Below are 23,636 nucleotides of genomic sequence, written 5' to 3' on the forward strand. Positions count from 1 at the left end.
ACACAAGCCAAAGGTCATAGAAATAAGACCTTTTGAGGAGACGTTATGACTATTTTCGAACAACGAGAATCCAACATTCGAGCGTACGCTCGCACGTACCCAACGGTTTTTGTTACGGCAAAAAACTCACGTCAGATCGATGAAAACGGTAAGGAATACATTGATTTCTTTGCTGGCGCTGGGGTGCTTAACTTTGGTCATAACAACCCACACATGAAAGAAGCGATGATCGATTACATGCAAAAAGATGGTGTCCTTCACAGTTTGGATATGCAAACTCAAGCCAAAGCCAAGTTTATGCAGAAATTTACCGATGTCATTCTTGTTCCTAGAAACATGCCTCATCGCATGCAATTCATGGGGCCAACTGGCACCAACGCGGTAGAAGCAGCGATGAAGCTAGCGCGTAACGCTACTGGACGACACAACATTGTCGCCTTTAGCCAAGGCTTTCACGGCATGACATTGGGCGCTTTGGCAGCAACGGCCAACGAATATTTTCGTCAAGCTTCCGGCGTGCCTTTATTACATGTTAGCCATGAATTATTCGATCAAGAGCACGATAAAGAATCCTCCCTTGCGGCTTTAGATGCGTTGGCGAGCCAATATCGTGATGCTTCTAGCGGCATTAAGCCACCAGCAGCTTTCATGGTGGAAACGATACAAGCAGAAGGCGGTGTTAACGTGGCCAGCAAAGCGTGGATGCAGAAGCTGGAAAAACTCGCCAAAGAGTTTGGCTCCGTGTTGATCGTCGATGATATCCAAGTGGGCTGCGGACGTACTGGATCCTATTTCAGCTTTGATGACATGGGCATCAATCCAGACATTATCACCCTAGCTAAAGGCATTGGTGGCGCAGGCACACCAATGGCGATGAATCTGGTTCACCCTGATTTGGATAAACACTGGTCGCCAGGCGAACACACTGGCACCTTCCGTGGACAAAACTTATCTTTCGTCGCTGGCGAAGTCGCCTTGAGCTACTTTGAAGACGATAAATTGATGTCGGAAGTCATGGAGAAAGTAAAAACAGTTCGCAATGCGTTAGAACCCCTAGTAAGCGAAAACAGCGCAAAAGAATTGCGTGGCAAAGGTCTGATTCTTGGTTTGGACATGGGCAGCGGCGAAATAGCAGCGAAAGTCGTGCAACGTTGCTTCCATAACGGCCTGATGCTGGGCGCTTGCGGTAGCGGTGGTCGTGTATTGAAGGTCATTCCACCATTAACCATTCCTGACGCAGATCTAATCGAAGGTTTGGATATTTTAAAAGATGCCGTACGTTTTGTAATGGAGGAAGCCGCATGATTGAACGCGATGATATGACATTTACTTTCGCTGAGTATCAGCGTCGATTGGGTGAATTGCGCGCTCGTATTGCCGAGCGCCGCTTGGATGCGATTGTCATCACCGATCCAGAAAACATTACCTATTTAACCGATTACCAAACGACGGGTTATTCCTTCTTTCAGGCGCTGGTCATTCCGCTCGAAAAAGAGCCCTTCATGATCACTCGAGCACTGGAAGAATCCAACATATTTGCGCGCACTTGGGTGGAGTTAACCAGACCTTACCCTGATACGGGCGACGCCATCCAGATGCTGGTGGATGCCTTACGAGAGTTTGGTTTATCAGACAAGCGTATTGGTTATGAACGCAATAGCTACTTCTTCCCTGCTTATCAGCAGGATTGCATTCATACCACGTTGAAAAATGCCAAATTGATGGATTGCTTCGGTATCGTCGAAGAAGGCAGGATCTGCAAATCTCAAGAAGAAATCATGGTAATGCGCCGTGCGGCACTCGCTACAGAAGCGGGTATGAAAGCCGGTATTGAAATCTGTCGCCCAGGCATTACGGAAAATGAAATTGGTGCTGAAATCGCCGCTGCTATGTTTCGTGAAGGTGGAGAAACACCAGCCGTGATGCCGTACGTTACATCTGGGCCACGAACCATGATTGGTCACGCCAGCTTTGAAGGCCGTACTGTTCTGCCCGGTGAGCATGTCTTTCTTGAAGTAGGCGGTTGTTATCGCCGTTATCACACCGCCATGATGCGCACCGTAGTGCTTGGCGAATTATCCGATGCCATGTATCAATCCCAGGAAATTATGAAGCGCGCGCTCAATGAAATCCATCGAGTGGTTCAGCCTGGAATGACAGTGTCGGACGTGGACAACATGGTGCGCAATATCATTATGGACAACCAAGTGGGCGCCAGTTTGATCACTCGCTCTGGTTATTCCATTGGTATCGCCTTCCCGCCAAGCTGGGATGAAGGTTATATCATCAGCTTGAAACAAGGTAATTCTGCGGTGTTAAAACCGGGCATGACCTTCCACATGATTCCATGGATGTGGGGCATTGAAGGCGATAAAACCTGCGGTATTTCAGACACTATCGAGATCACCGAAGACGGTTGTCGCTCTTTCTTTAGCATGGATCGAGACTTCACAGTGAAATCCGGCGTAGCAGTGCCTCAGGAAAGAAGAGCCATCGACCTGTCCAGCAGCGCACCTATTAAAGAGTCCAGCACCTTGCCTGTTAAAGAGGAAGCTAAGAAAACCAAATCGAACACCAAGCAAGCCGAAAAAGCGGCCAGCTAATTGGAGGTGACCATGTTAACAGCAGCCAAAATAGAAACCGCAACGCTTGATAGCATTAACCCGACGACTGGGCAAGCTTTACCTTCTTGTGAAGCCTTGACGCTAGACGAAGCTCGCTCTGCCATCGATAAGGTGGCAGGCGGTTTTGCCGAATGGAAAGCCACAAGTTACCCAAAACGAGCAGCTATCCTCAAAGCCGTTGCCGCTTCGATGCGAGAAAACAAGCACGAACTGGCCGATTCAATGGCGCTGGAAATGGGCAAGCCGATTAAAGAAGGTGTTGCCGAAGTCGAGAAAAGCGCTTGGTGCGCAGAATATTACGCTGACAATGGCGAAGCGTTTCTCACACCTGAAACCTTAGAATCAGACGCGAGCCACAGTTATGTACAATTCCCTCCTCTCGGCACAGTTCTGGGCATCTTGCCTTGGAACGCGCCAGTTTGGTTGGCATTGCGTTTTCTGGCTCCAGCCTTAATGGCCGGCAATACTTGCGTGTTAAAAGCCGACCCAAATGTGCCTGCCACGGCAAATAAATTGATTGAATGCTTTTATCAAGCTGGCGTACCAGAAAACGTGGTCGCTAACTTAGCAGTAACAAACGCGGTGGCGAGTAAAATGATCGATCATCCAAAGGTAAAAGCCGTGTCTTTTACAGGTTCTAGCAAGGCGGGACAATTCGTTGCCTCGCAAGCCGCAGCGGGATTAAAACCTGCCGTATTAGAACTGGGTGGTTCCGATCCTTGCATTCTAATGGCCGATGCGGATTTGGAAAAAGCCCTCGATATTATTACCCTCTCGCGTATGGTCAACGCAGGGCAATCATGCATCTCAGTGAAGCGTTTGTTTGTTGAAAAATCGATTTACAACGAAGTCTGTGACGCGCTGCGAGAACGCTTTAGCAAACTCAAATGTGGCGACCCAAGAGACGAAAGTAATAATCTAGGGCCATTGGCGAGAGAAGACTTACGAGATCAACTGCATCGCCAAGTATCAGAAAGCATCGACGCCGGCGCTCGCTGTTTAACAGGCGGAGACTTACCCTCTCGTTCGGGGTTCTTTTACCCACCGACTTTATTGGTCGACGTAAAACCCGGCATGACCGTATTTGAAGAAGAAACCTTTGGCCCTGTGCTCAGCGTGACGCCGATTGATACTATTGATCAAGCGCTGGAGTTGGCAAACGACACTGAATACGGCTTAGGCGCCAGCATTTGGACCAGTAACCAAGTGGCCATAGATCGAGCCATTGAGACACTGGAGTCAGGACAAATTGCCGTCAATGGCATCGTAAAAAGTGACCCAAGATTGCCATCAGGCGGGATTGGTAAATCCGGTTATGGTCGTGAACTTGGCCCGCAAGGCATACGCGAATTTGTTAACGTACAACAGATTTGGATTGCTTAAACGTTTACTTCGTAATTCCTCCAAGAGCCTCAACCGAGGCTCTTTTTACACCCCAAACAAAATCACGCCTTATCTTTACTGAAAAACTTAAAATTGATTCACTCACCTCTTTATGATTTCTGTTGCATCTGCTCTAATTAAGGAAACAATATGCAAACAAATAAAAGAAGCATCCCGGTAAATTCACTTTTTTTATACAAAAAAAGTAATAATATCGAGAAGTTAATACCATAGACTCTATTTTAAAAAATTGGCATATAGTTTAATAAAGTGTCTTTAAAGGTTCATAAAGAATTCATATTCTAGCTAGCTATTTATTTATTTTTGGAGTTCAAATTGCGTGATGTCGATTTAGTAAAATGGTACGCCTCTGCTCCTTGGAAAATATTCTTACTCATTGCCATTTCCGTCGTTGCCTTTAGTGGATTGTTTAATCACGACGTTTGGACGCCCGATGAGCCCCGCGTGGCAGCCATTATTAAAAACATGTACCTCTCTGGTAATTTCATCATACCTAAATTTGCAGACATTCCGTTTGTCGAAAAACCACCGTTATTTTTTATCTATGCCGTATCATTAATGCATCTTACCGGCTTGGATGCTGTGATGGCAGGACGCTTAGGGCTTGCATTACTGTGCTTGGCATCTTTGGCGGTTACCTTTCGTCTCGCTTACCTACTCAAGAATCAAGAGTACGCTTGGATAAGTCTTGGGATTTTGGCAACAATGGAAGGCTTTATCGTTAATTTCCATTGGCTGCGTGTTGATGCCGCACTGATATTCACCTCTATTGCTGCTATTTGGGCATTTGCAGAAGCGTATCTTGGCTTAAAAATGCGCTATTTGTTGTTGGCTGGCGCGTTAACGGGTTTAGCTTTTTTGAGCAAGGGACCTATTGCAATTGCAATATGTATTGCGCCAGCTTGGTTAGCACTTTTTTTGCGTTATGTTTATTTAAGAAAGCATGACGAAACCTACCGACTCTACACTTGGAAGCCCTTGATAGGGTTTCATTTTGTTGCGTTCGTCGCGATGTGTTTGGTCATTGCGGCTTGGGTTTATCCATTTTATAAGCAGGCTTCACCTGAACTTTGGCATGCTTGGTTCTGGGAAAACCAAGTTGGACGCATGACTGGCGCGTCAACAAATACTTTGGGACATAATCATAAAGGCGAACCGTTTTTTTATATCAATGGCATTTTAGAATACGGTTTTCCTTGGATGCTATTTTTGGTTATCGGCTTAGTTGTATCGGCGAAAAAGCTAGTAACACAATCAAGTGTAACTTGGGTCGAGGCTTTTCTGTTTTTCTGGCTTGTGTTCGCCGTTGTTATTTTGTCTTATTCGATCACAAAGCGTTCTATGTACCTTGCTCCGTTGACGCCTTTGTTTGCGTTATTAGCCGCGGATATCGTGATGAAAGCACGTGGACGCTGGGTAAATTGGTATCGACGCCTTTGCCTAGTTGTAATGATTTTACTCTTGGCGGCTTTTGCTGCGACGCCTTTGTGGGTGAAGTATTTATCAAGCGACAAAATCCCTACAGCGCTAATGGACTGGCTTAGCACATGGCAGATGACCGCACTTGGGGTCGTATTGGCCATTGCTTTGATGATAAAAGTGGAAATGACCCGCTGGCCTAATTGGACAAAATTGACTCTCATCTCCAGTTTGTTTTTTAGTGCTAACTTTTACCATCTCTTTGTCGGCATAGACATTGCCAAAGATATGAAACAAGACCTAGGTGCGCTAGTTGAGAAAATCCCTCAGGAAAAACAAGCACGTACAGCCGGCATTCGTTTCACAGAAACCATGTCTTCGATCTTTTATCTATATGAAGATTGGCCTGTTCCATTGGTTGATAAAGATCGTGCACAACGAATTTTAGAAGGGAAAGACAGCGATTATGATTACCTGCTTATTGACCGAAATAACACAACGCAAGAACCGCTCAGCTATATTGGTTTGTCTTCAGACATACCTTATGAAGTTTTAGCCATCGGCCATCCTCGTAGCGATAAGGTTAAAGATGCTGTGTTATGGCTAAAGGGAAGTTCTAATTAATACAGTCCTCTTTCAGTATGAGAAAGGGACATTGATATCTTTCTTTTGCTATTATGTTTAAAACTCATCAAAGAGCCTCACTTCAACTTGAGGCTCTTTTTGTATGTGAACAACCCATAAAAAGTAGCAAGAGTAATGGACATGGAACCGCTGCCATATTTGAAAACCATCGAACTTAAAAGAGATTTAATCGACTCTTTTGAGGTTTACCCTTTCTCTATCCCTGCGGTCAAGGAACTCGATTTTATTGAATTCGATAAAGCTGTGACTATTTTTGTTGGGGAAAACGGCAGTGGCAAATCCACCTTACTCGAAGCTATTGCAGTCAGTCTGGGCTTCAACGCAGAAGGCGGCACCAAAAACTTTAACTTCGGTACACGCAGTACTCATTCGGATCTACATAGCTACCTTCGCCTTTCGAAATCCTTTAAACGCTACCGAGACGGCTTTTTTCTTCGAGCGGAAAGCTTCTATAACGTTGCTACCAATATTGACGAACTGGATGAAGCCACTTTTGAATTTGTCTCGCCACCTCCTATAAAAGATGGCTATGGTGGAAAATCGCTACATCAGCAATCTCATGGTGAATCTTTTCTCGCTCTTATGTTGAAACGTTTCGGCGGAAATGGGCTTTATCTCCTTGACGAGCCAGAAGCCGCACTCTCTCCAACAAGACAACTCGCCGTATTGAGTCGAAAGCATCAACTGATAAACAATCAATCTCAATTCATTATCGCGACGCATTCACCCATTCTTATGGCGTATCCAGGAGCGAAAATTTACCAGATCGATACAACAGGCATTTACCCAATAAAATACGAAGACACCGAACATTACGAAGTGACCAAAGCCTTCTTAAATAACCCTGAGCCAATGTTGAGAGAACTGTTTTCATAGGAAGGAGACAGCATGGCTTTGCATGTAAATATATTTGACCATGTTATCGAAAAGTTGATTAAGTGAACGGCATTAAACCAAATAGCCCCTTATTGCCTATGAACAACGAGCAATAAGGGGCTATGGAAGTGCCAGACAAAAAAGTCTTTTTGGAATGTTACAGTGTTGCGGTAAATACTTTAGAGAAACTGGTTTTTTCTTGAATATCGATATTAAGACGAAGTCTGCGAGAAATATCACTGGCAGAGAAAATACCGCGGATTTTGTGATTTTCGCGATCAAGAACAAGACAGTGACGTTCACCATTATTTTTAAGCGCGCGAATCACATCAGAAATAGTAGCTGTGGAAATATCCTGCCAATCCAATGCTTTTAGATTCTTTTTAGCCGTCATGAGTTCAGCAACAATGATTTCAGCTCGCTCTAAACCTTCAGATACTTTTTGAACGATTTTTCGCTCAATAATATCGTCAGAGCTAACAACACCAATAAAATGCTTATTTTCGTCAATGACAAATTTTAAGCGTACATGCTCTTTTTGCATAAGTTCTTTGACATTTAAGACTGATGATGTGGATTCAACGACCAGAGGTTTGTTGTTTTGAAAATCAGTAAAAAAAAGTAATGCAGGAGAGTCTATTGTAAGGTCGTAGTTTTCTTCAGGCCAAGCCAATTCATCTATTTCTGTAGTAGGGTAAAAATCAAGTGTTTTCATAAAGGCACTCCGTAGCGCTGTCTTGTCGTAAATCTAATATGGAAGGTGTCTATCCATAAGCATATCTAATCATTTTGCATAGAGTAATAGATTGCTACTAAAAATAACAATTTCAAGTCTGGGAAACAACGCCATAAAAGGTTCTGTGTCATTTTTTAGCTGGCGCAAAAACACTTTAATAATCAATCCTGATAGATAAAAGCATTCGAACTCCGATGTCAGCCAGTGCTAAAGTATCCACCAATGTAAATCACTACTCCAAGATGACGAGGAAATATGAACACAGTCAGTCAACAGTACAAAATGAAAGGAATGCTCATCACTGATCAAGAACTTGAGGTTCCGTTGGATTGGCGTTCATTTAACAAGATCGCTAACAAGAGCCTTAATAAGACCCCTGACAACAACCCAACTATTACGCTGTTTGCTCGTGAAGTAGTGGATATTAATCGCGTTGATGAAGAGTTGCCTTTGTTGTTATTTTTGCAAGGTGGCCCTGGCGGCAAATCCCCTCGCCCAATGGCAGGTTCGCCGTCTTGGATGCAAGAAGCGTTAAAAACGCACCGCGTTATTTTAATCGATCAGCGTGGCACTGGCCGTAGCAGCCGGATCGATACTAACTTAATCAGTAAGTTGTCTGCCGAAGAAGGCCGAGATTACCTACTTAAATTCCGTGCCGACAGCATAGTGGCCGACTGCGAACACTTACGCAAAACCGTGTATGGCGGCCGTTTATTCGAAACATTGGGACAAAGCTACGGCGGCTTTATTACGCTGGCGTACTTATCCCAAGCACCAGAAGGTCTGGCGGCTTGTTATGTAACCGGTGGATTGGCTGGGCTTGAAGAATCAGCTCAAGAGGTTTATCAGTTAACTTATCAGCGCGTAATCGAGAAAAACCAAGACTATTATGCTCGCTACCCAGAAGACGCCAAGACCATGGCGAAGATTGCACAATGCCTAACAAACGAGAAAGTGCTTTTGCCTGATGGCGACCAACTTACTTTAGAACGATTCCAAAGCATCGGCATTCTGTTGGGAATGGGTCCGGGGATTGATCAGGTACATTGGTTAGTGGATGAAGCCTTTGCTGGCAGTGACAAAACTCGGCTTAGCGATGTGTTTTTAGAGCAAGTCATGAACATATCCAGCTATCACGAAGGTCCACTTTTTGCAGCGATTCATGAAAGCATTTATGGCCGACCTAATGAAAGCACTAGCTGGGCCGCACAACAGCTGCGAGATCAGTTTAGTGAATTTGACGCGTCACACTCGCCTTTGATGTTAACGGGCGAAATGATCTATCCATGGATGTTTGAACAAATTACTTCGTTACGTCCTTTTGCTGATGCTGCAAATTCCCTAGCGGATTACCAAGACTATAAGCTGCTTTACGATCTGGAGAAGCTCGCACAAAACAAAGTGCCTGTGGTCGCGGCGGTGTATCACAACGACATGTACGTACCCCGTGAGCTGTCTCTAAAAACGGCGAGCCAAGTTGCCAACACGCAAGTTTGGATCACCAATAGCTACGAACACGACGGTGTTCGTCAGTCGCCAGAAGTGTTCTGCAAATTACATGAATTATTGTTAGACCAAGGCGGTCCTTTAAAAAACTCAAAATAAGACAATCACAATGTTATGCAATTTTTCCGCATTGTTTGGGCGACAAACCGCTAAGATCGTTACATCTAACATAAATTGATAAGGAATTTTTATGAGTCATCCATTGAACCTAACCGTTAAAAATATCCAAGGCGAAAACGTAGATCTATCTACCTACCAAGGCAAAACCGTTTTGGTGGTTAACGTTGCGTCTAAATGTGGGCTAACACCACAATACGAAGGCCTTGAAGCCTTGTACAAAAAATACCACGAGCAAGGTTTAGAAATACTTGGTTTCCCTGCGAATGATTTTGCAGGTCAAGAGCCAGGCAGCGATGAAGAAATTCAACAGTTTTGCAGCCTTACCTACGACGTTACTTTCCCAATGTTCAGCAAGATTGTTGTTACTGGTGAAGACAAGCATCCTTTATACAAAGCTTTGATTGAAGCTGCTCCGGTTACACCAAATCGCGACGCCATGGTAACTATGTTGGCTGGTCATAAAATCGAAGCGACAAAAGCACCAGAAGTGGTTTGGAACTTTGAGAAGTTTTTGATCACCAAAGATGGCAAGGTTGAGCGTTTCTCACCAGATGTGACGCCTAAAGATGACGCGCTTGTTGCGGTTATTGAAGCCGATCTATAAGTATTTCAGACTAAACAGATCTATAAACAAAACGAGTCACTATTTTCATAGTGACTCGTTTTTTTGTTTTTTATAAGCTTTTATCTATGAGTTTCTAAGCAACCTAAGCGATTTCATCCGGCTCCACTTTTGGCTATTCAGCTTTTTATAAATCCACAAACAACCAATATCAAACCCAAAATAAAACACACTGATACCACTTGGTGGATTACTACTGGTAATGAAAGGAATCGTCGAGAACCATGTGTCCGGCCAAACCCAACATTGGTAATAAGTCCCCAGCAACTCTAAATACACCACCATGAAAAACATAATGAGAAAGAACAGCTCATTGCCCGGCTTCTTTCTTAAAAAATACACCACGCCCAGCATACAAAGAAAGCCAAATCTATCTTGGTCAAACAGCAGCCAAAGGCTTGAATAAGCAATCATTCCCCAATACAAAATCGAAATGACACGCGTCTTATTACGCTGGATAATTTTTTCTTTTTGGATATAAAACACAGCGGCATAAATAAGACTGTGACCAAGAGGCACATAAATAGGGACATTCTCAAGCCGATATTCGTACATTCCCAACAAGATAGAAAAAACCACTTCCCCGAGAAGCGCCAGTGCAACACCATACAACATCAATTTTTTGATTTTCGTCGTAACGCGAGAATACACCCACGCAAAACTAAACAGCACCAAGCCGTTGGTTATCCATTGATTGTATTGAACTTGCTCCGCCAATGACTGGCTATCAAGCAACAAGCCGAGCCATAGCACGAGGAAAACGGGAAGGTAGATGGATTTATATTGGAGTTTTGAAATCATTTTCGAATGATAAGGAAACTTGACGAATGACACCATAAAAAAATAATAAAAGCAAAGTAAAACACGCCACGTGAACGTGTTTTACTTTGTTTGTATATGGTAGTTTATTTTTTTACTTAACGAACTGCTCCGCCCAAAACGCCACTGGCGAAGCAATTAGAATCGTCAAGGCCACTCGTTGATACCAAACAATCAGCATTTGCTTAATGTTCAACGGAATCTCGGTCGACAAAATACAAGGGATCGATGCTGAGAAAAAAAGTATCGATGAGATAGACACTACACCAACCACAAACTTAACGACAAATACGCTTTTCGCTGCAATCAAAGCAGGCAAAAACATCTCCGCCAAACCTGTCGCCGACGCGGTAGCAACCATCATTGGATCAGGCAATTGTGCGATCCATGCGAATGGGTAAAACAGGTAACCGATCCATTCAAACACTGGTGTGTATTTCGCCAATAACAAACCACACAAACCCACCGACATAATAGAAGGCAAAATACTCATTGCCATTAACATACCTTCTTTGATGTTTTGCAGAATATTACGAGCAAGTGAGTTTGCGTTATTCGCAACTTCAAGCCCTTCCAATGCGGCTTGTTTGAAACGAGAATGCTGGAATTTTTCTACCTCACGACTTTCTGCCGTATCGTCCATTTTACTAAGCGGAAAAATGCGTACCGTGATGGCCGTAACTACAAAAGTGATCAACAAGGTTGCCCAGAAAAAAACATTCCAAACCTCCATCAAACCCAATGTTTTCGCCACGATCACCATAAAAGTAGCCGATATAGTAGAAAAGCCGGTGGCAATAATGGCCGCTTCTTTCGCGGAATATTGACCAGACTTATAAACTCGGTTGGTAATCAACAAACCAATAGAATAACTGCCCACAAACGAGGCAACCGCATCAATCGCAGACTTACCCGGCGTCTTAAACAACGGCTTCATAATGGGTTGTAAAAGCACACCTGCAAACTCAAGCAAACCGTAACCGATCAGAAAAGCTAAAAACACCGCACCAATCGGTACAATCAAACCGACAGGCACAACCAACTTACTGAACAAGAAAGGCAACATGTCTTTTTCAAACAAGAAAGCAGGCCCAACGGAGAAAAATGCCATCATGGCAGTAATGACACCCAACACTTTAAAAATAGACAACACGGTTTGAGTTTTACTTGTACGCCAGTTACCAGAAATGAATGGATACGCGCCACCAGCCAAGACAACCAAGATAGCGTAAACCTCAGCCATTTGACCGAAATCGTTTCTAAGCCACGACACAATATGATCGAGCGGAATGGTTTCTTTTCCGCCGACACTGATCGGAACGAAAAAAACAAAAATACCAATGCAGCTGTAAGCAATGAGTTTAAGAAGAGACAGCGGAGACACGGCTCCTGACTTGGAATCTGTAGCATTCATATGAGAACTTCCTATGAGAAGGTTATTAATCATAAGACGAAAAGCAACATACATACCAACATGTATATACATATAAAAAATGACGTTATTTAGCTCTTTTTCTTAGGATTAAAGTGACTTTATTTTTATTTTTTAACGCTAACATAGCGAATATTGCACAAAAAAAGCGCAACATAAAGAATTTTGCGCCATTTTGAATCAGGGCAATCTAAAATAGACAGACTTGTTTACAGAGTAAGGATGTTTGAATAAGGGAGAGAAAAGAAAGGTTGTCTATACATAATAAAGACTAACGGCCGTATTGCTCAATCAGTTCATCATACTTTGCCAGTAAGTTTTCGACTTGATACTGACTCACATTTGGTGCTTTAACGCCATTCATAACAGCAAACTGAATTAAGTCTGCTGCGTTTTTTGCTTCTTGCTGAATGTTGTTTAGATCACTTTGGTAAAGGTATTGTTTTCCGTTCTGGTGTTGGCCGAACAGCTCTGGGTAAACCTGTCGATCTGGCAACACTGGCACGCAGCCAAGCGCTACAGCTTCTAGTACCGAAAGGCCTTGAAATTCGTGTAAAGCAGTAGACAGTACTATGTCTGACGAAGCGAGAAAGCGTAGGTAATCCACTCGACTCGGGGCAAAACCAAACTGTCTAATTCGATGAGCGAACTGAATTTGAATTTGCTCAAATTCTTTTGGAGTGGAACGGAATTGCTCACCAAGAATGGCGATTTCGTAGTCCAGTTGACGACGCTCTAACTCTTCTAAAATAGCCAATAGCCGATCTGGACCTTTGTCGAATTCCCAACGAGCCGACCAAACTAATTTGATCTGTTCTGGTTTTTTTATGTTCCTGCCCTCTTCTTTTGGTATCAACTCCTCCTTAGAAGCAGGCATATCCAAAGGTACTGGAAGAACTTGAGCTTTTGCTTCGGTGTCATTTAACCAATCTGGTGAGACATAATCAGGCAGTTTTTTTAATAAGGCTCGAGCGCCAGCAAAGAAAGAGGCTTTGTTAAATTCACTGTTAAAAATACACTGGTTCGCGGCCAAGGCGCTGTACAAAGTCACCATCTGCATTTCAATCAAGCCTTGTTGTTTATCGCTGGCAGGATAGGCAAATTGGTTTTCATGAAAATACAGCAACCAAGGCAGGTTTTGCAGATCTGGGCAAAAGGCTTTCAGACCCACACAGTCCGTCATCGAGGTGGCAATGACCAAGTCATAAGGCTTTTCCAGTATTGGTTTGAATTTTGGGTCAAAGGCAAAGCTCATGGCGTTTCCGCGAATACGCCATGCGAAATGTCGAGCAGGTAAAGACAAATATTCCCAATCGTGCTGACCTAAACCATTCATCAAGGTGTTTGCCCAGGCTTTATGGCTGCTGGCTTCGTAAGCACTGATCAATAAAATTCGCACGGATTCTTTCTACTCATTGGTTAAATTTGGCTTTTGTCGCTATTTGCGAGCTTTTGTGTCTATTTGGTAGCTTTGCGGCTGGCTCATCGCGGTTGGGTCGAATATCATGTAAGAAAATTACGAATCGCTTTAAGGAAAACCATGATCATTCAACGTCACGATCAAGATATTAACACGCCAACTGGCACTATGCGCTGCACCGTTTATCGCCCTCAGGCTGCGGGTCGCTTTCCTTGTATCTTCTTCTATTCTGAAATTTTTCAACAAACCGCACCAATTGCTCGTTCTGCTGCCATTATGGCGGGTCATGGTTTTGTGGTTATTGTGCCAGAAGTATTTCATGAACTTAACCCAATCGGCACAGTGTTAGGCTATGACGATGAAGGAAAAGACAAAGGCAATGCTGACAAATTCACCAAAACGCTAGAAGCCCACGACAGTGACACGGTTGCTATGTTGGAGTACTTCGAGCAACAAGATTATTGTACAGGTCAATTTGGCACTATGGGCGTGTGTTTGGGCGGCCATTTGGCTTACCGTGCGGCGCTAAATCCTCGAATCCAAGCGTCTTTCTGCTTATACGCGACAGACATTCATTCGAATACCATTCCTTGCGACGAAGGCAATGATTCTTTTACTCGCACAAAAGACATTCAAGGGGAATTGACGATGGTGTGGGGCAAACAAGATCCGCACGTATCAACGGAAGGACGGCAGAAGATTTATCAGCAATTAATCGATACTGACCGCCTATTCACTTGGCATGAATTCAACGGCCAGCATGCTTTCATGCGCGACGAAGGCGATCGTTACGATCCAGCACTTGCTCTTGAATGCTACAACAAAGCCGTTGCCTTGTTTCAGCGCACCTTACATAAAGCTTAATAATCCAACATTTATAATCACATCAAGAAACGAGGTGAGCTTATTGCTCGCCTCGCCACATTGGTGTCATGGCGCATTCACCTAGCTCACCAGAGATCCACATTTCGCTATCTTGAATAGTAACGTTTAGCTGCATAGAACGAGTACAAATCTTCGCTAATGCTTCAACCTGAGCTTCTGGAAAGCGCAATACTCGCATGTTATCAAAACGGCTGTTCTTGCCTTTGTTTTGTTCCCACCAAATATCAGACTTGTCGTTGTAATTCACGACGATCACTTGTTGAGCGCGACCACAGGCTTTGCGTAAACGCTTCTCGTCCGGCTGCCCTAGCTCTACCCAAAGCAAAATTTCGTCTGAATAACTCTTCTGCCAAAGATCGGGCTCATCTTCAGTACTAATGCCTTTACTGAAACTTAATTGCTCGCCGCCTTCTTTTTCATCAGCCAATAGAGCGAACGCCGCCAAACGCACCATCATGCGCTCTTCGGTTTCAGAAGGATGTAATGCCAATGTCAATTCATAACTTTGGTAATGGTTTCGATCCATATCAGATACTTGAACCGATGCTTTATAAATTGTTGCTTTCGTTGCCATGAGGTCACTTACTACATTTGTTAACTACAAGAAGAACAAGAAAATCGCGACGAATTGTACAGCAAAAAACATTCACAATACTGAGGTAAACGAATTGTTTTTTACTTTGGGACATGTATTTGTAGGCTTTAAAAAAATAAAAGTTATTTCAATATAAGTGATTGACATAAGTCACGAAAAAAGGCTCAATTGAGGAGCTCAAACGAGCAAATTTTACACAATGCATAACGCAATCAATAAAACCCAAAGTAAAGGAGAAGCAAAATGACTACCTATACGCTAAATCATTCTACTTCTTCCAAAGCGACTCGCTGCAATAATCGAGTACGCAAAACTTTGTCCACGCGTTCAATGCCTGTGTAATACACCATTGACCGCGGAATTTACGCGGTCGCCTCTGTAAGAAATTACCCCGTAAGTTCCGCCAAAACACACTATTAAATGTTAATTTTGGAGAAAACTTATGAGCATCATCGCCCTATTCAACGCTGCTAAAGAATATTTCGAAGCTCGTCGCACCAATCAAGCTTTTCGTCAGCTTGATGACCATTACTTAAAAGATATTGGCTTCTACCGCGACAACGGTCACATTCGTCCACTAGCTGGTAACAAAGATTTAGAAAGTGATCTAAAAGAGAAAGCCCAAATACCACCGGGAGAACAACCGAGTGACGGGTGACCAGATCGTCACCTTAGATGGCTCTGAGGTGACGGTAAAACTCTAGGCCGGATGGCCACGACGCCTTTCATTATTAGGTAATGAAAGGCGTTTTTTATTGGCTCAGATAAAAAAGTAAAATTGAGACGATTAACCACGCTCTAACTGGCGAACCACGCTGGTAACGACACCAAATACTTCTAAGCTTGATGTATCTTTTCCAATAACAGGCGTTACTGTCGCGGCATAGGCTTTATTCTTGGGACGAAGCAAAACATCAGGCTTTAATTCCAGCGTCATCACTGCCATTTTCCCATGCTCAAAAGCAATCACAATATCTCCATGACGTGCCGTTAATGATCGATCCACCACCAGCACATCACCAGTCTGAATATCTTCCTTTATCATTGGCTCGCCTTGAGCGCGAACAAAAAAAGTCGCTGTAGGATTAGGAATACACATGGCATTCAAATCCACAGATTTGCCTTCAGGCTGCTTTCGGAGATCAGAAAGCTTTGCAGACTCAGTATAAAGTGGAATTCGAACACTGTTTGCTGCGATGAAGACAGCAGACTCGGAAGTACCAAGATAAGAAACGCGCATAAAAAAACATCCAAACTGTATATTCATACAGTATGTTTTAAAGGACGTTAATAACCTAGCAAAATATAATAACTTTACAAAACAACCTATGCAGTCGAATGAGATATGTGTTTTTTAAGACGCTCCTCTCGCTCTCCCTCCGCTAAATGAATGCAAGTACTACAATATTCTCCACCAGACAAAGTGTAGTAACGACAGCAACCTCCTCTTACACGAAACCAATCATTTAAATACAGGCCAGTAGGACTGGATGCTGCATCCACCGAATACTCTTTAAAATGCCATTTTGGATTAGCGAGCACTCCTCCTGTTTCATTAATAATGGCGAATGCTCTATCCATCGCGTTGCGAACCAAGCCCAACTTCTTACCTGAATTTAGGTAAGAAGCAGCTAAAGCATCGGTGACCAAACGCCACAGAGCCCCTTTTGCCATCCCCGTCTGCTGTCGGATTTCATTAACAAAGGGCGTTAAACAAATGATAAAATTCTGACCAACGCTATTAGCATCTTGCTGATTCAATACGAAAGTCAGCTCTGGCAGCTGCCAACCATAACTTGCATATTGATACGTCCGCCCTTTATCAACAACGCTCATTAGGTTCTCTTTTATCGTTAGGATGCCCCAAATATTTTCCAAATTCAGTAAATTAAGATCTAACCAACTAACGATTTCAGCCAAAGACCAACTTAAAGAAGAAATTAAATATGTACCTTGAGTACGCACATCCATATTTGGTTGAACGTTTGTTTGATGAGAGAGCTGACGAAATATTTCATTCGGACTAGAAAACTCTTTCAATGGTCGAAATTGTTGTTCCTGACCAATAGACAAACCAATCAGCTTAAAAGCCTCAGTGGACTCTAAAAGATCTAATGATTTTATACGCGCCATTGTCGAGGTTGAGCTCATCTTACTTACTCACTCTTAATTAATATTATTTGGCTAAAGAAACGGTGGTGGCAATGTCGCCATCAATGGCCAATTCAATCAAGGGGACGATTTGCTCAATCGCAATAGGAAGACTGATCAAAGAACTATAAGAAAGAGCACCATTTCCTAAGGACCCTGATGGCAGCATAATTTCACGCCCCTCTTTAAAGGCTCGCATATAGGGACGCAAAGCTAATGCCTCTATTTGTTTCTTACCTTCGCCAGTGACATACCAAAAGAGAACATCAGCATCAATCAAGCCCAACTGCTCTTCTGATAAGGTTACATGAAATTCACCTTTTTTAGTCAATTCGGTCACTGCAGGAGAAAGCGTTAACCCCATCTTAGAAATCAGGTTTACCGTCATGTCATCACCAGAATAAACGCCTACACTACCATTCCAGTAGGTTGCCATTGCAAAGGTTTTACCAGACCAATCAGGATGATTTTTTTTAACCGCCGCCATTTGAGTTTCTATTTTTACAATAAGGGCTTCCGCTTGTATTTCTTTATTTAATACTTCGGCAAGTAAACGTGCGCGCCTATCCCAGGGCATCGTAAAATCACCTTCACCTTTTAGGGTCGCTATTACTGGAGCTATCTTACTAAGTTGTTGATAATCCTGACGACTAATACCTGATCGTGATGCCATAATGACATCAGGATTGGTTGCTGCAATCTGCTCATAGTTTATTTCCCCCTGGATCACTTCTGGCACCGATGTTAATAATGCTCGAGCCCAAGGCCAAATCCCGTCTTGATAATCACCAAACCAATATCGTGTGGTTAATGGTTGATAACCCAAAGCCAATATATTGTCTGCTCCAGCCCAATCTAAACTCGCCACTCGTTTAGGCTGATCCAGAATAGTTGAGGATCCATATTTGTGCTCAATAACCAAGGGATATTTCGTTTCTTCAGCATAGGCTGTAGCCGACAGCGAACCGACATACAATACAGTGCAAAACGCTAAGATCATGTTACTAGTTATCATTTATCACCCTTAAAACAACATCAAAAATCAGTACGAACCTTTTATCCTAGTGCGCAATAGCAGCATCACAAAAAAAGGAACGCCAATAATCGCGGTAACTAAACCAATTGGAATTTGCGTAGGCGCAAACAAATTTCTTCCCAACATATCTGCCAATGTCACAATAAATGCCCCAACGACAGCGCTGATTAACAAATTCATTCCCACACCGCCACGCGCTACACGACGAGCGACATGAGGCGCAATTAACCCAACAAAACCAAGCGGGCCAACCGCTGCGGTTGCTAGTGCGGCAAAACCAACGGCAAGACTAATAAAAAAAACACGTAAAAAACGAGTTGATACACCCAACCCAACCGCAGTGGATTCCCCCATTTGTAATGTAGCCAAAGAACGACTAAGCATTAAAGTGAGAGGAAGTAAGATAACAAAAGCCAATGACAACATTCGCACCTGTTCCCAATTAGCCAAATTCATACTTCCGCTAAGCCAAGTCATTGCCGACATAGCACGATCAATCTGACCATAAGTCATAAAGGCTGATGTAACAGAACTGATAAAAGCGGCAATACCAACACCAATCAAAATAAATCGAATTGAGCTACCACCTCTTTGCCCCCAACTCAGAGACTGAATTAAACTGGCCACTAATATCGCCCCAAAAAATGCCGCCCAAGGGCGCCAAATAGAAGCCTCTTCAGGTAACAGAATACTAATCACAACAACGGCCAGCCCTGCACCCTGAGAAATACCAATTAATGACGGATCAGCCAAACTATTACGAGTCACGCATTGCAGTAAGGCGCCAGATAACGCCAACATAGAACCAATAAAAACAGCCACTAATATACGAGGGATACGAAACTCCCATACCACCATCGCCATTTGGTCGGACATCGATGGCGACATAACTATCTTCCACACATTTGAAAGCGCCATGTCATATGAGCCTATAGAGAGACTAAAAGCCATTAGAACAGACGTCGCGAACAACAATGCGACAAAGACAAACAAAGCATTTAGCGAGAGCTGCAAAGACAGCCGCTCATTTAATAACCTAATCGATAAGTTATTAGGTTTAGAAACATTTCCCTTCGTCATATCAACGAGCTCTCTCTCTCACCAAATAAACAAACAATGGCGCCCCAAAAATGGCCGTCACAATACCAGTGGAAATTTCTTCAGGACTCAATACCAGTCGAGCGATAATGTCTACCAGTAACAAATAACAAGCTCCCACCAATGCTGAATAAGGAACAACCCAGCGATAATCAACGCCAACAAACAGCCTAACCACATGAGGAACAACCAAACCAACAAAGCCAAGTGGTCCAACCAACGCAACAGAGCAAGCAGTTAAAACAACGACACAAATCAACACCTGAACTTTAAGCCAACCAGTAGCCAAACCTAGACCACGGGCAACATCCTCCCCCATGGCTAATAGCGTTACCCGACTAGACAAATAAAGCGCAAACATAAGCGCTACGAGTAGCAAAGGCGCAGTCACTTTGAGTTCGTTAATGCGATGACCTGACAAAGAGCCAGATAACCAAACACGCAACTGTTCAAAGGTTTCTTGATTTAAAATAAGAACCACTGCCACAATGGCTGTAAGAAAAGCGGTTACAGCAGAACCCGCCAGAATTAAATTCAACGAATTTAGCCCACCAGGTGCCAACTGAGCGATAAGCCAAACAATCAAAGCCGCCACTAAAGCACCAACTGCTGCCACCCAAGGCAACCAAAAAATATCTGTAACATGAAGTGTATCAATAGCGATAACCACGGCAAAAGAGGCGCCAGCCATCAAACCTAAAAGACTTGGTTCAGCTAAAGGGTTACGACTTACCCCCTGCATCAAAGCCCCAGCCACGCCTAAACTTGCGCCTACTAAAGTGGCAATCAATGCTCGCGGCATTCGCAAATCTCGCACGATGACATGATTCATCGTCGAACCTTGGTAATTGAATAAAGCATCGAAAACACTTTCTAGCGGCAAAGACTTTGCCCCAACAGAAATATGCCAAGCAAAAATAAAAATAAGCGCTGTAAATACCGAAGCCAAAATAATCAAATGACGAACTATTAAATTTGCTGAGCGACTACTCTGAGAAAAAATAGATTGAGCCTGATGTGTCATATTGCAGCCAATTTAGAAAGTCGGGATACTGTTTGGGCAGGTAATGCAGGGACACAAATCAAACGATGGGAATGTGGATCGCGAATAACATGAGCATCTAAATCAAAAACAGCTTTTAAGTTCTCGCTATTAAATACGGCTTCCGGCGTCCCCCTTTGCAAAATTACACCATCACGCATCATGACCAAATAGTCAGCATAGGCGGCAGCCAAGTTCAATTCATGCAACACTATAATTAAGGTTCGATTATTATCGTGAGCCAAGCGAGCCAATAAATTCATTAAATCGACCTGAATTTTCAGGTCTAAAAACGTGGTGGGTTCATCCAGCAAAATCAAATCTGTTTCTTGCGCGAGCACCATAGCCACCCAACATCGCTGCCGTTGCCCACCTGATAATTCATCAACAGGACGGTCAGAAAATTCATTTACTTGTGCAATGTTCATTGCATCTGTGACAGCTCGCTCATCGGCAGAAGACCATTGTCGTAACAAACTCTGATGAGGAAAACGCCCCTGAGCAACCACTTCTCGAACAGTCATGCCTTCTGGTGCAATAGGCCCCTGAGGCAACAATCCTAGTTTTTGCGCCACATCGCGAGTTCGACTTTTATGGATGTCTTTACCGTCAAGCAACACAAAGCCTTCATTAGGATTAAGAATACGAGCAAACGTTTTAAGCAATGTCGATTTACCACAGCCATTTGGCCCAACCAGAATGGTTAATTGACCATCTGGCACATAAAAATCGATATTTCTAAGAACAGTGGTGTCGTCGTAGCCAACCTTTAGCTGCTTGGCTATCAACCTATTTGCTTTTGGCTGAATATTAACCGCGTCATTCATTAACTTAACCCTAGATCGTTTAAATCAATTATGATTTTAATAGTAGCAATGAAAACCATTAACAACAATTCGATAAAATACTTACTATTGTCTGCAGGAAAAAAACCGTAGAGCAAGCTATGTGATCTGCCGGCTATACGGTTTATTTTGATTAATTGAACGATTGATTCCTCAGTATTTCCAAGTAACCGTTCCCATTACATTACGACCTGGACCATAGTACGACTGTCCGTTTTGGACACTTTCACGATATTTCACGTCACCGACATTATTCAAATTAAGCGCAAGGGTAAGATTATCTGTCGGTTTATAACTCGCAAATAAGTCTACTAAGGTGTAATCGTCTTGAACCTCTTTGCCGCTGTAGTAGATCTCATTCTGCCAATTAACTCCTCCACCAACTCGAAGCGTTTCAAATGTAGGTACTTTATAAGCTGCGGCTAATTTGAATTGTTTTGTCGGAATATAGGTACGTGTATCCTTACCGTCCTTATCTTTGATACTTAGGTCGGTGTATCCCATACTTAAATTTAGGCCATCAAATACTTCGCCAGACAGTTCAGCCTCAAACCCTTCACTTTTTATATCAATACCACGGTATAAATTAGTATTTGATGCTGTATCATAAGATGCGTACTCCCCTAGATTATTGAGTTCCGCCTCAAATCTAGCCAGCGCCAATACAGCTGCTCCATCGTATAATTCTTGCTTGATACCAACTTCTCGACTATTACCTTTTGCAGACCCTAGAGGTTGTAGATCAGAATTCACCCAGACTTGAGGATTGAATACCTTACTGTAACTGGCATAAAGCATTGTCCCTAAAGTAACTTCATAGGTCGCACCAATATAAGGAACAGTTTCTGTTTCCGATGTGTCTTGTCGGACACCATAATTAACACCATCTTGATCAAGATTTATTGCTCTTGCTCCCAGAAGTACTGAGAAATCATCGGTCGCGTTTAATCGCGTAGAAATGTAATAGGAATCTTGTTTTTTATTGATATTGGTTGAGTCTGTTGCTGAATTATAAGTATCAAATACTGGACGAGATGTACCATTCATCCAATCCCCTCCAATCGGAGTATTTCGCATAGCAGAGGCGTAAACAGAATGCCCTGTTAGCTTAATATCAGATAAGTTAATACCAGCAACTAACTCATTATCCTGTCCCCAAGCAGAAAAAGTACCGTTGACATAAAGATCTAAAATATCCTCTCTTGCCTTGGCTTCATAATATGCGGCTGTTGCTTTTAAGCCACTTTCTGTGGACGGATCCGGATTGCCACTCAGATAAAGTAGCTCCCATTCGGTATTTTCAACATTATGGCTATAGTTAAACTTCGCCTGCCAGTTATCGGACAAATCATGCTCGAACTCAAAAAATGTACGCGTTTTTTTGACATCCATATAAGCCCAATCTGGTGCAGTACTGGTAGATCTATCGTAATTGGTTAACGTATTATCTGAGTAAAAAAGAGGCAACGCACCGTATAGCACGCCATCATTTTTACTATTATTTATACTAACACCAACACTCATGCGAGAGCGGTCAGTGAGTTCAGCACTTAAAATGCCATATATAGAAGATAAATCTTTAGAGTAACGATCAAGGTAAGAGTCACCTTCTTGCTTTGTCACAACAAGACGTCCTTTCACCTTATCGCCAGCAATCGGTCCAGACACGTCCGCTTCAACTCTTTTTTGATTCCAACTGCCTAATCCAGCAGAAACAGAAGCTTGTTTGTCATCTGTAGGACGTTTGAGTACATAGTTTATTGTTGCTGAAGGATTTGCTAAGCCGGTTATTAAACCGTTGGCCCCTTTAACAACCTCAACCTTTTCATACATGGCTGTATTGTCATTGCCACGATTAAGGCCAAAAGCAAATGGCACACCAATACCATCTTGTTGAAAATTAACAATATCAAAACCACGAGCCGTATAGTAAACACGATCCGTTTCAGTTTTCTCAACCGTTACTCCAGGTACATATTTCAGCACCGAATTCACCTCATTTAAATCGAAGTCCTGCATCTGGTCTTGAGAAATAACAGACACTGTTTGAGGCGTTTCATAAACAGATAAATTAAGTTTGGTTGCGGATTTTGTTTCTTCTGGTTCACCATATACCGAAATAATTTGAAGCAAATTTACACTATTTTGTTCAACTGACACAGGATCCGTTACCTGCTCACTGGATTCAGCTTTTGCCATCATACTGACGGATGCAGCAATGGCAGTTAACACAAAAATTCTGCTTGTATGGACTTTCACTCACCTTCTCCTTGAAACACTTTTCAACATCTAATTAATAGAAATCAATAACGAAGGTAGCTTTTTACATTATTTACAAATGATAATCAATATCATTTTTAT

General features: G+C 42.9%; 21 protein-coding genes. 9 read left to right on the forward strand and 12 right to left on the reverse strand.

What is annotated here, in order from left to right; all coding sequences use genetic code 11:
• The first annotated feature begins 45 nt into the window (after window positions 1-45).
• The 5 genes from ACO05V_RS15125 to ACO05V_RS15145 all read left to right on the forward strand — a co-directional run bounded on the left by ACO05V_RS15125 (window position 46) and on the right by ACO05V_RS15145 (window position 6,968).
• Window positions 46-1,305, forward strand: coding sequence for an aspartate aminotransferase family protein (locus ACO05V_RS15125; protein ID WP_421853178.1), 1,260 nt, complete (start codon window positions 46-48; stop codon window positions 1,303-1,305).
• The gene (doeA, locus tag ACO05V_RS15130) at window positions 1,302-2,603 is read left to right on the forward strand and encodes an ectoine hydrolase (RefSeq protein ID WP_421853181.1); all 1,302 of its coding nucleotides are present in this window, start codon (window positions 1,302-1,304) and stop codon (window positions 2,601-2,603) included. Before ACO05V_RS15125 ends, doeA begins: the two co-directional genes overlap by 4 nt.
• Before the next feature lie 12 nt (window positions 2,604-2,615).
• Window positions 2,616-4,007, forward strand: a complete 1,392-nt coding sequence (locus ACO05V_RS15135; protein WP_421853184.1) for an NAD-dependent succinate-semialdehyde dehydrogenase — start codon at window positions 2,616-2,618, stop codon at window positions 4,005-4,007.
• 336 nt (window positions 4,008-4,343) lie between these two features.
• Window positions 4,344-6,071, forward strand: a complete 1,728-nt coding sequence (locus tag ACO05V_RS15140; RefSeq protein WP_421853187.1) for an ArnT family glycosyltransferase — start codon at window positions 4,344-4,346, stop codon at window positions 6,069-6,071.
• Window positions 6,072-6,212: 141 nt separating this feature from the next.
• A complete protein-coding gene (locus ACO05V_RS15145) occupies window positions 6,213-6,968 on the forward strand; it encodes an AAA family ATPase (protein WP_421853190.1) in 756 nt (251 codons plus the stop codon).
• Between the two features lie 157 nt (window positions 6,969-7,125).
• Here ACO05V_RS15145 and ACO05V_RS15150 read toward each other — a convergent pair whose 3' ends face one another.
• Complete coding sequence (locus ACO05V_RS15150) at window positions 7,126-7,683, reverse strand: CBS domain-containing protein (RefSeq protein ID WP_421853193.1); 558 nt, start codon at window positions 7,681-7,683, stop codon at window positions 7,126-7,128.
• 276 nt (window positions 7,684-7,959) lie between these two features.
• Between ACO05V_RS15150 and ACO05V_RS15155 the strand changes: the two genes are divergently transcribed.
• The gene (locus tag ACO05V_RS15155) at window positions 7,960-9,309 is read left to right on the forward strand and encodes an alpha/beta fold hydrolase (RefSeq protein WP_421853196.1); all 1,350 of its coding nucleotides are present in this window, start codon (window positions 7,960-7,962) and stop codon (window positions 9,307-9,309) included.
• 91 nt (window positions 9,310-9,400) lie between these two features.
• A complete protein-coding gene (locus ACO05V_RS15160) occupies window positions 9,401-9,934 on the forward strand; it encodes a glutathione peroxidase (RefSeq protein ID WP_421853199.1) in 534 nt (177 codons plus the stop codon).
• 84 nt (window positions 9,935-10,018) lie between these two features.
• Here the strand turns inward: ACO05V_RS15160 and ACO05V_RS15165 are convergent, their stop codons facing one another.
• From ACO05V_RS15165 to ACO05V_RS15175, 3 genes are all read right to left on the reverse strand, one after another.
• Window positions 10,019-10,753 (reverse strand): hypothetical protein, encoded by a 735-nt coding sequence (locus ACO05V_RS15165; protein ID WP_421853202.1) that lies wholly within the window; start codon window positions 10,751-10,753, stop codon window positions 10,019-10,021.
• 112 nt (window positions 10,754-10,865) lie between these two features.
• On the reverse strand, window positions 10,866-12,185 hold the full coding sequence (locus ACO05V_RS15170) for a YjiH family protein (protein ID WP_421853205.1): 1,320 nt from the start codon (window positions 12,183-12,185) through the stop codon (window positions 10,866-10,868).
• Between the two features lie 289 nt (window positions 12,186-12,474).
• Entirely contained in the window at window positions 12,475-13,602 is a 1,128-nt protein-coding gene (locus ACO05V_RS15175) for a tRNA-queuosine alpha-mannosyltransferase domain-containing protein (RefSeq protein ID WP_421853208.1), read from the reverse strand.
• Window positions 13,603-13,743: 141 nt separating this feature from the next.
• Between ACO05V_RS15175 and ACO05V_RS15180 the strand changes: the two genes are divergently transcribed.
• Entirely contained in the window at window positions 13,744-14,487 is a 744-nt protein-coding gene (locus tag ACO05V_RS15180; protein WP_421853211.1) for a dienelactone hydrolase family protein, read from the forward strand.
• A gap of 40 nt (window positions 14,488-14,527) precedes the next feature.
• Here ACO05V_RS15180 and ACO05V_RS15185 read toward each other — a convergent pair whose 3' ends face one another.
• Window positions 14,528-15,082: a YaeQ family protein gene (locus ACO05V_RS15185; RefSeq protein ID WP_421853214.1), complete on the reverse strand. Its 555-nt coding sequence runs from the start codon at window positions 15,080-15,082 to the stop codon at window positions 14,528-14,530.
• 463 nt (window positions 15,083-15,545) lie between these two features.
• Between ACO05V_RS15185 and ACO05V_RS15190 the strand changes: the two genes are divergently transcribed.
• Entirely contained in the window at window positions 15,546-15,761 is a 216-nt protein-coding gene (locus tag ACO05V_RS15190) for a hypothetical protein (RefSeq protein ID WP_421853217.1), read from the forward strand.
• 129 nt (window positions 15,762-15,890) lie between these two features.
• On the opposite strand, the gene ACO05V_RS15195 is transcribed toward ACO05V_RS15190, so the two are convergent.
• The 7 genes from ACO05V_RS15195 to ACO05V_RS15225 all read right to left on the reverse strand — a co-directional run bounded on the left by ACO05V_RS15195 (window position 15,891) and on the right by ACO05V_RS15225 (window position 23,534).
• On the reverse strand, window positions 15,891-16,343 hold the full coding sequence (locus ACO05V_RS15195; RefSeq protein ID WP_421853220.1) for a S24 family peptidase: 453 nt from the start codon (window positions 16,341-16,343) through the stop codon (window positions 15,891-15,893).
• Between the two features lie 86 nt (window positions 16,344-16,429).
• Window positions 16,430-17,254: a (2Fe-2S)-binding protein gene (locus ACO05V_RS15200; protein WP_421853223.1), complete on the reverse strand. Its 825-nt coding sequence runs from the start codon at window positions 17,252-17,254 to the stop codon at window positions 16,430-16,432.
• Between the two features lie 25 nt (window positions 17,255-17,279).
• Window positions 17,280-18,269 carry an iron-siderophore ABC transporter substrate-binding protein gene (locus tag ACO05V_RS15205; protein ID WP_421853226.1) on the reverse strand — a complete coding sequence of 330 codons (990 nt, stop codon included), beginning with the start codon at window positions 18,267-18,269 and terminating at the stop codon, window positions 17,280-17,282.
• A gap of 27 nt (window positions 18,270-18,296) precedes the next feature.
• Window positions 18,297-19,370: a FecCD family ABC transporter permease gene (locus ACO05V_RS15210; protein WP_421853229.1), complete on the reverse strand. Its 1,074-nt coding sequence runs from the start codon at window positions 19,368-19,370 to the stop codon at window positions 18,297-18,299.
• A gap of 1 nt (window position 19,371) precedes the next feature.
• Entirely contained in the window at window positions 19,372-20,412 is a 1,041-nt protein-coding gene (locus ACO05V_RS15215; protein WP_421853232.1) for a FecCD family ABC transporter permease, read from the reverse strand.
• Window positions 20,409-21,257 (reverse strand): ABC transporter ATP-binding protein, encoded by an 849-nt coding sequence (locus ACO05V_RS15220; RefSeq protein ID WP_421853235.1) that lies wholly within the window; start codon window positions 21,255-21,257, stop codon window positions 20,409-20,411. The genes ACO05V_RS15215 and ACO05V_RS15220 overlap by 4 nt, the downstream gene beginning before the upstream one ends.
• Before the next feature lie 171 nt (window positions 21,258-21,428).
• Window positions 21,429-23,534: a TonB-dependent siderophore receptor gene (locus ACO05V_RS15225; protein WP_421853238.1), complete on the reverse strand. Its 2,106-nt coding sequence runs from the start codon at window positions 23,532-23,534 to the stop codon at window positions 21,429-21,431.
• Window positions 23,535-23,636 lie beyond the last annotated feature (102 nt).

Source organism: Marinomonas sp., assembly GCF_965225885.1.
Classification (GTDB): domain Bacteria; phylum Pseudomonadota; class Gammaproteobacteria; order Pseudomonadales; family Marinomonadaceae; genus Marinomonas.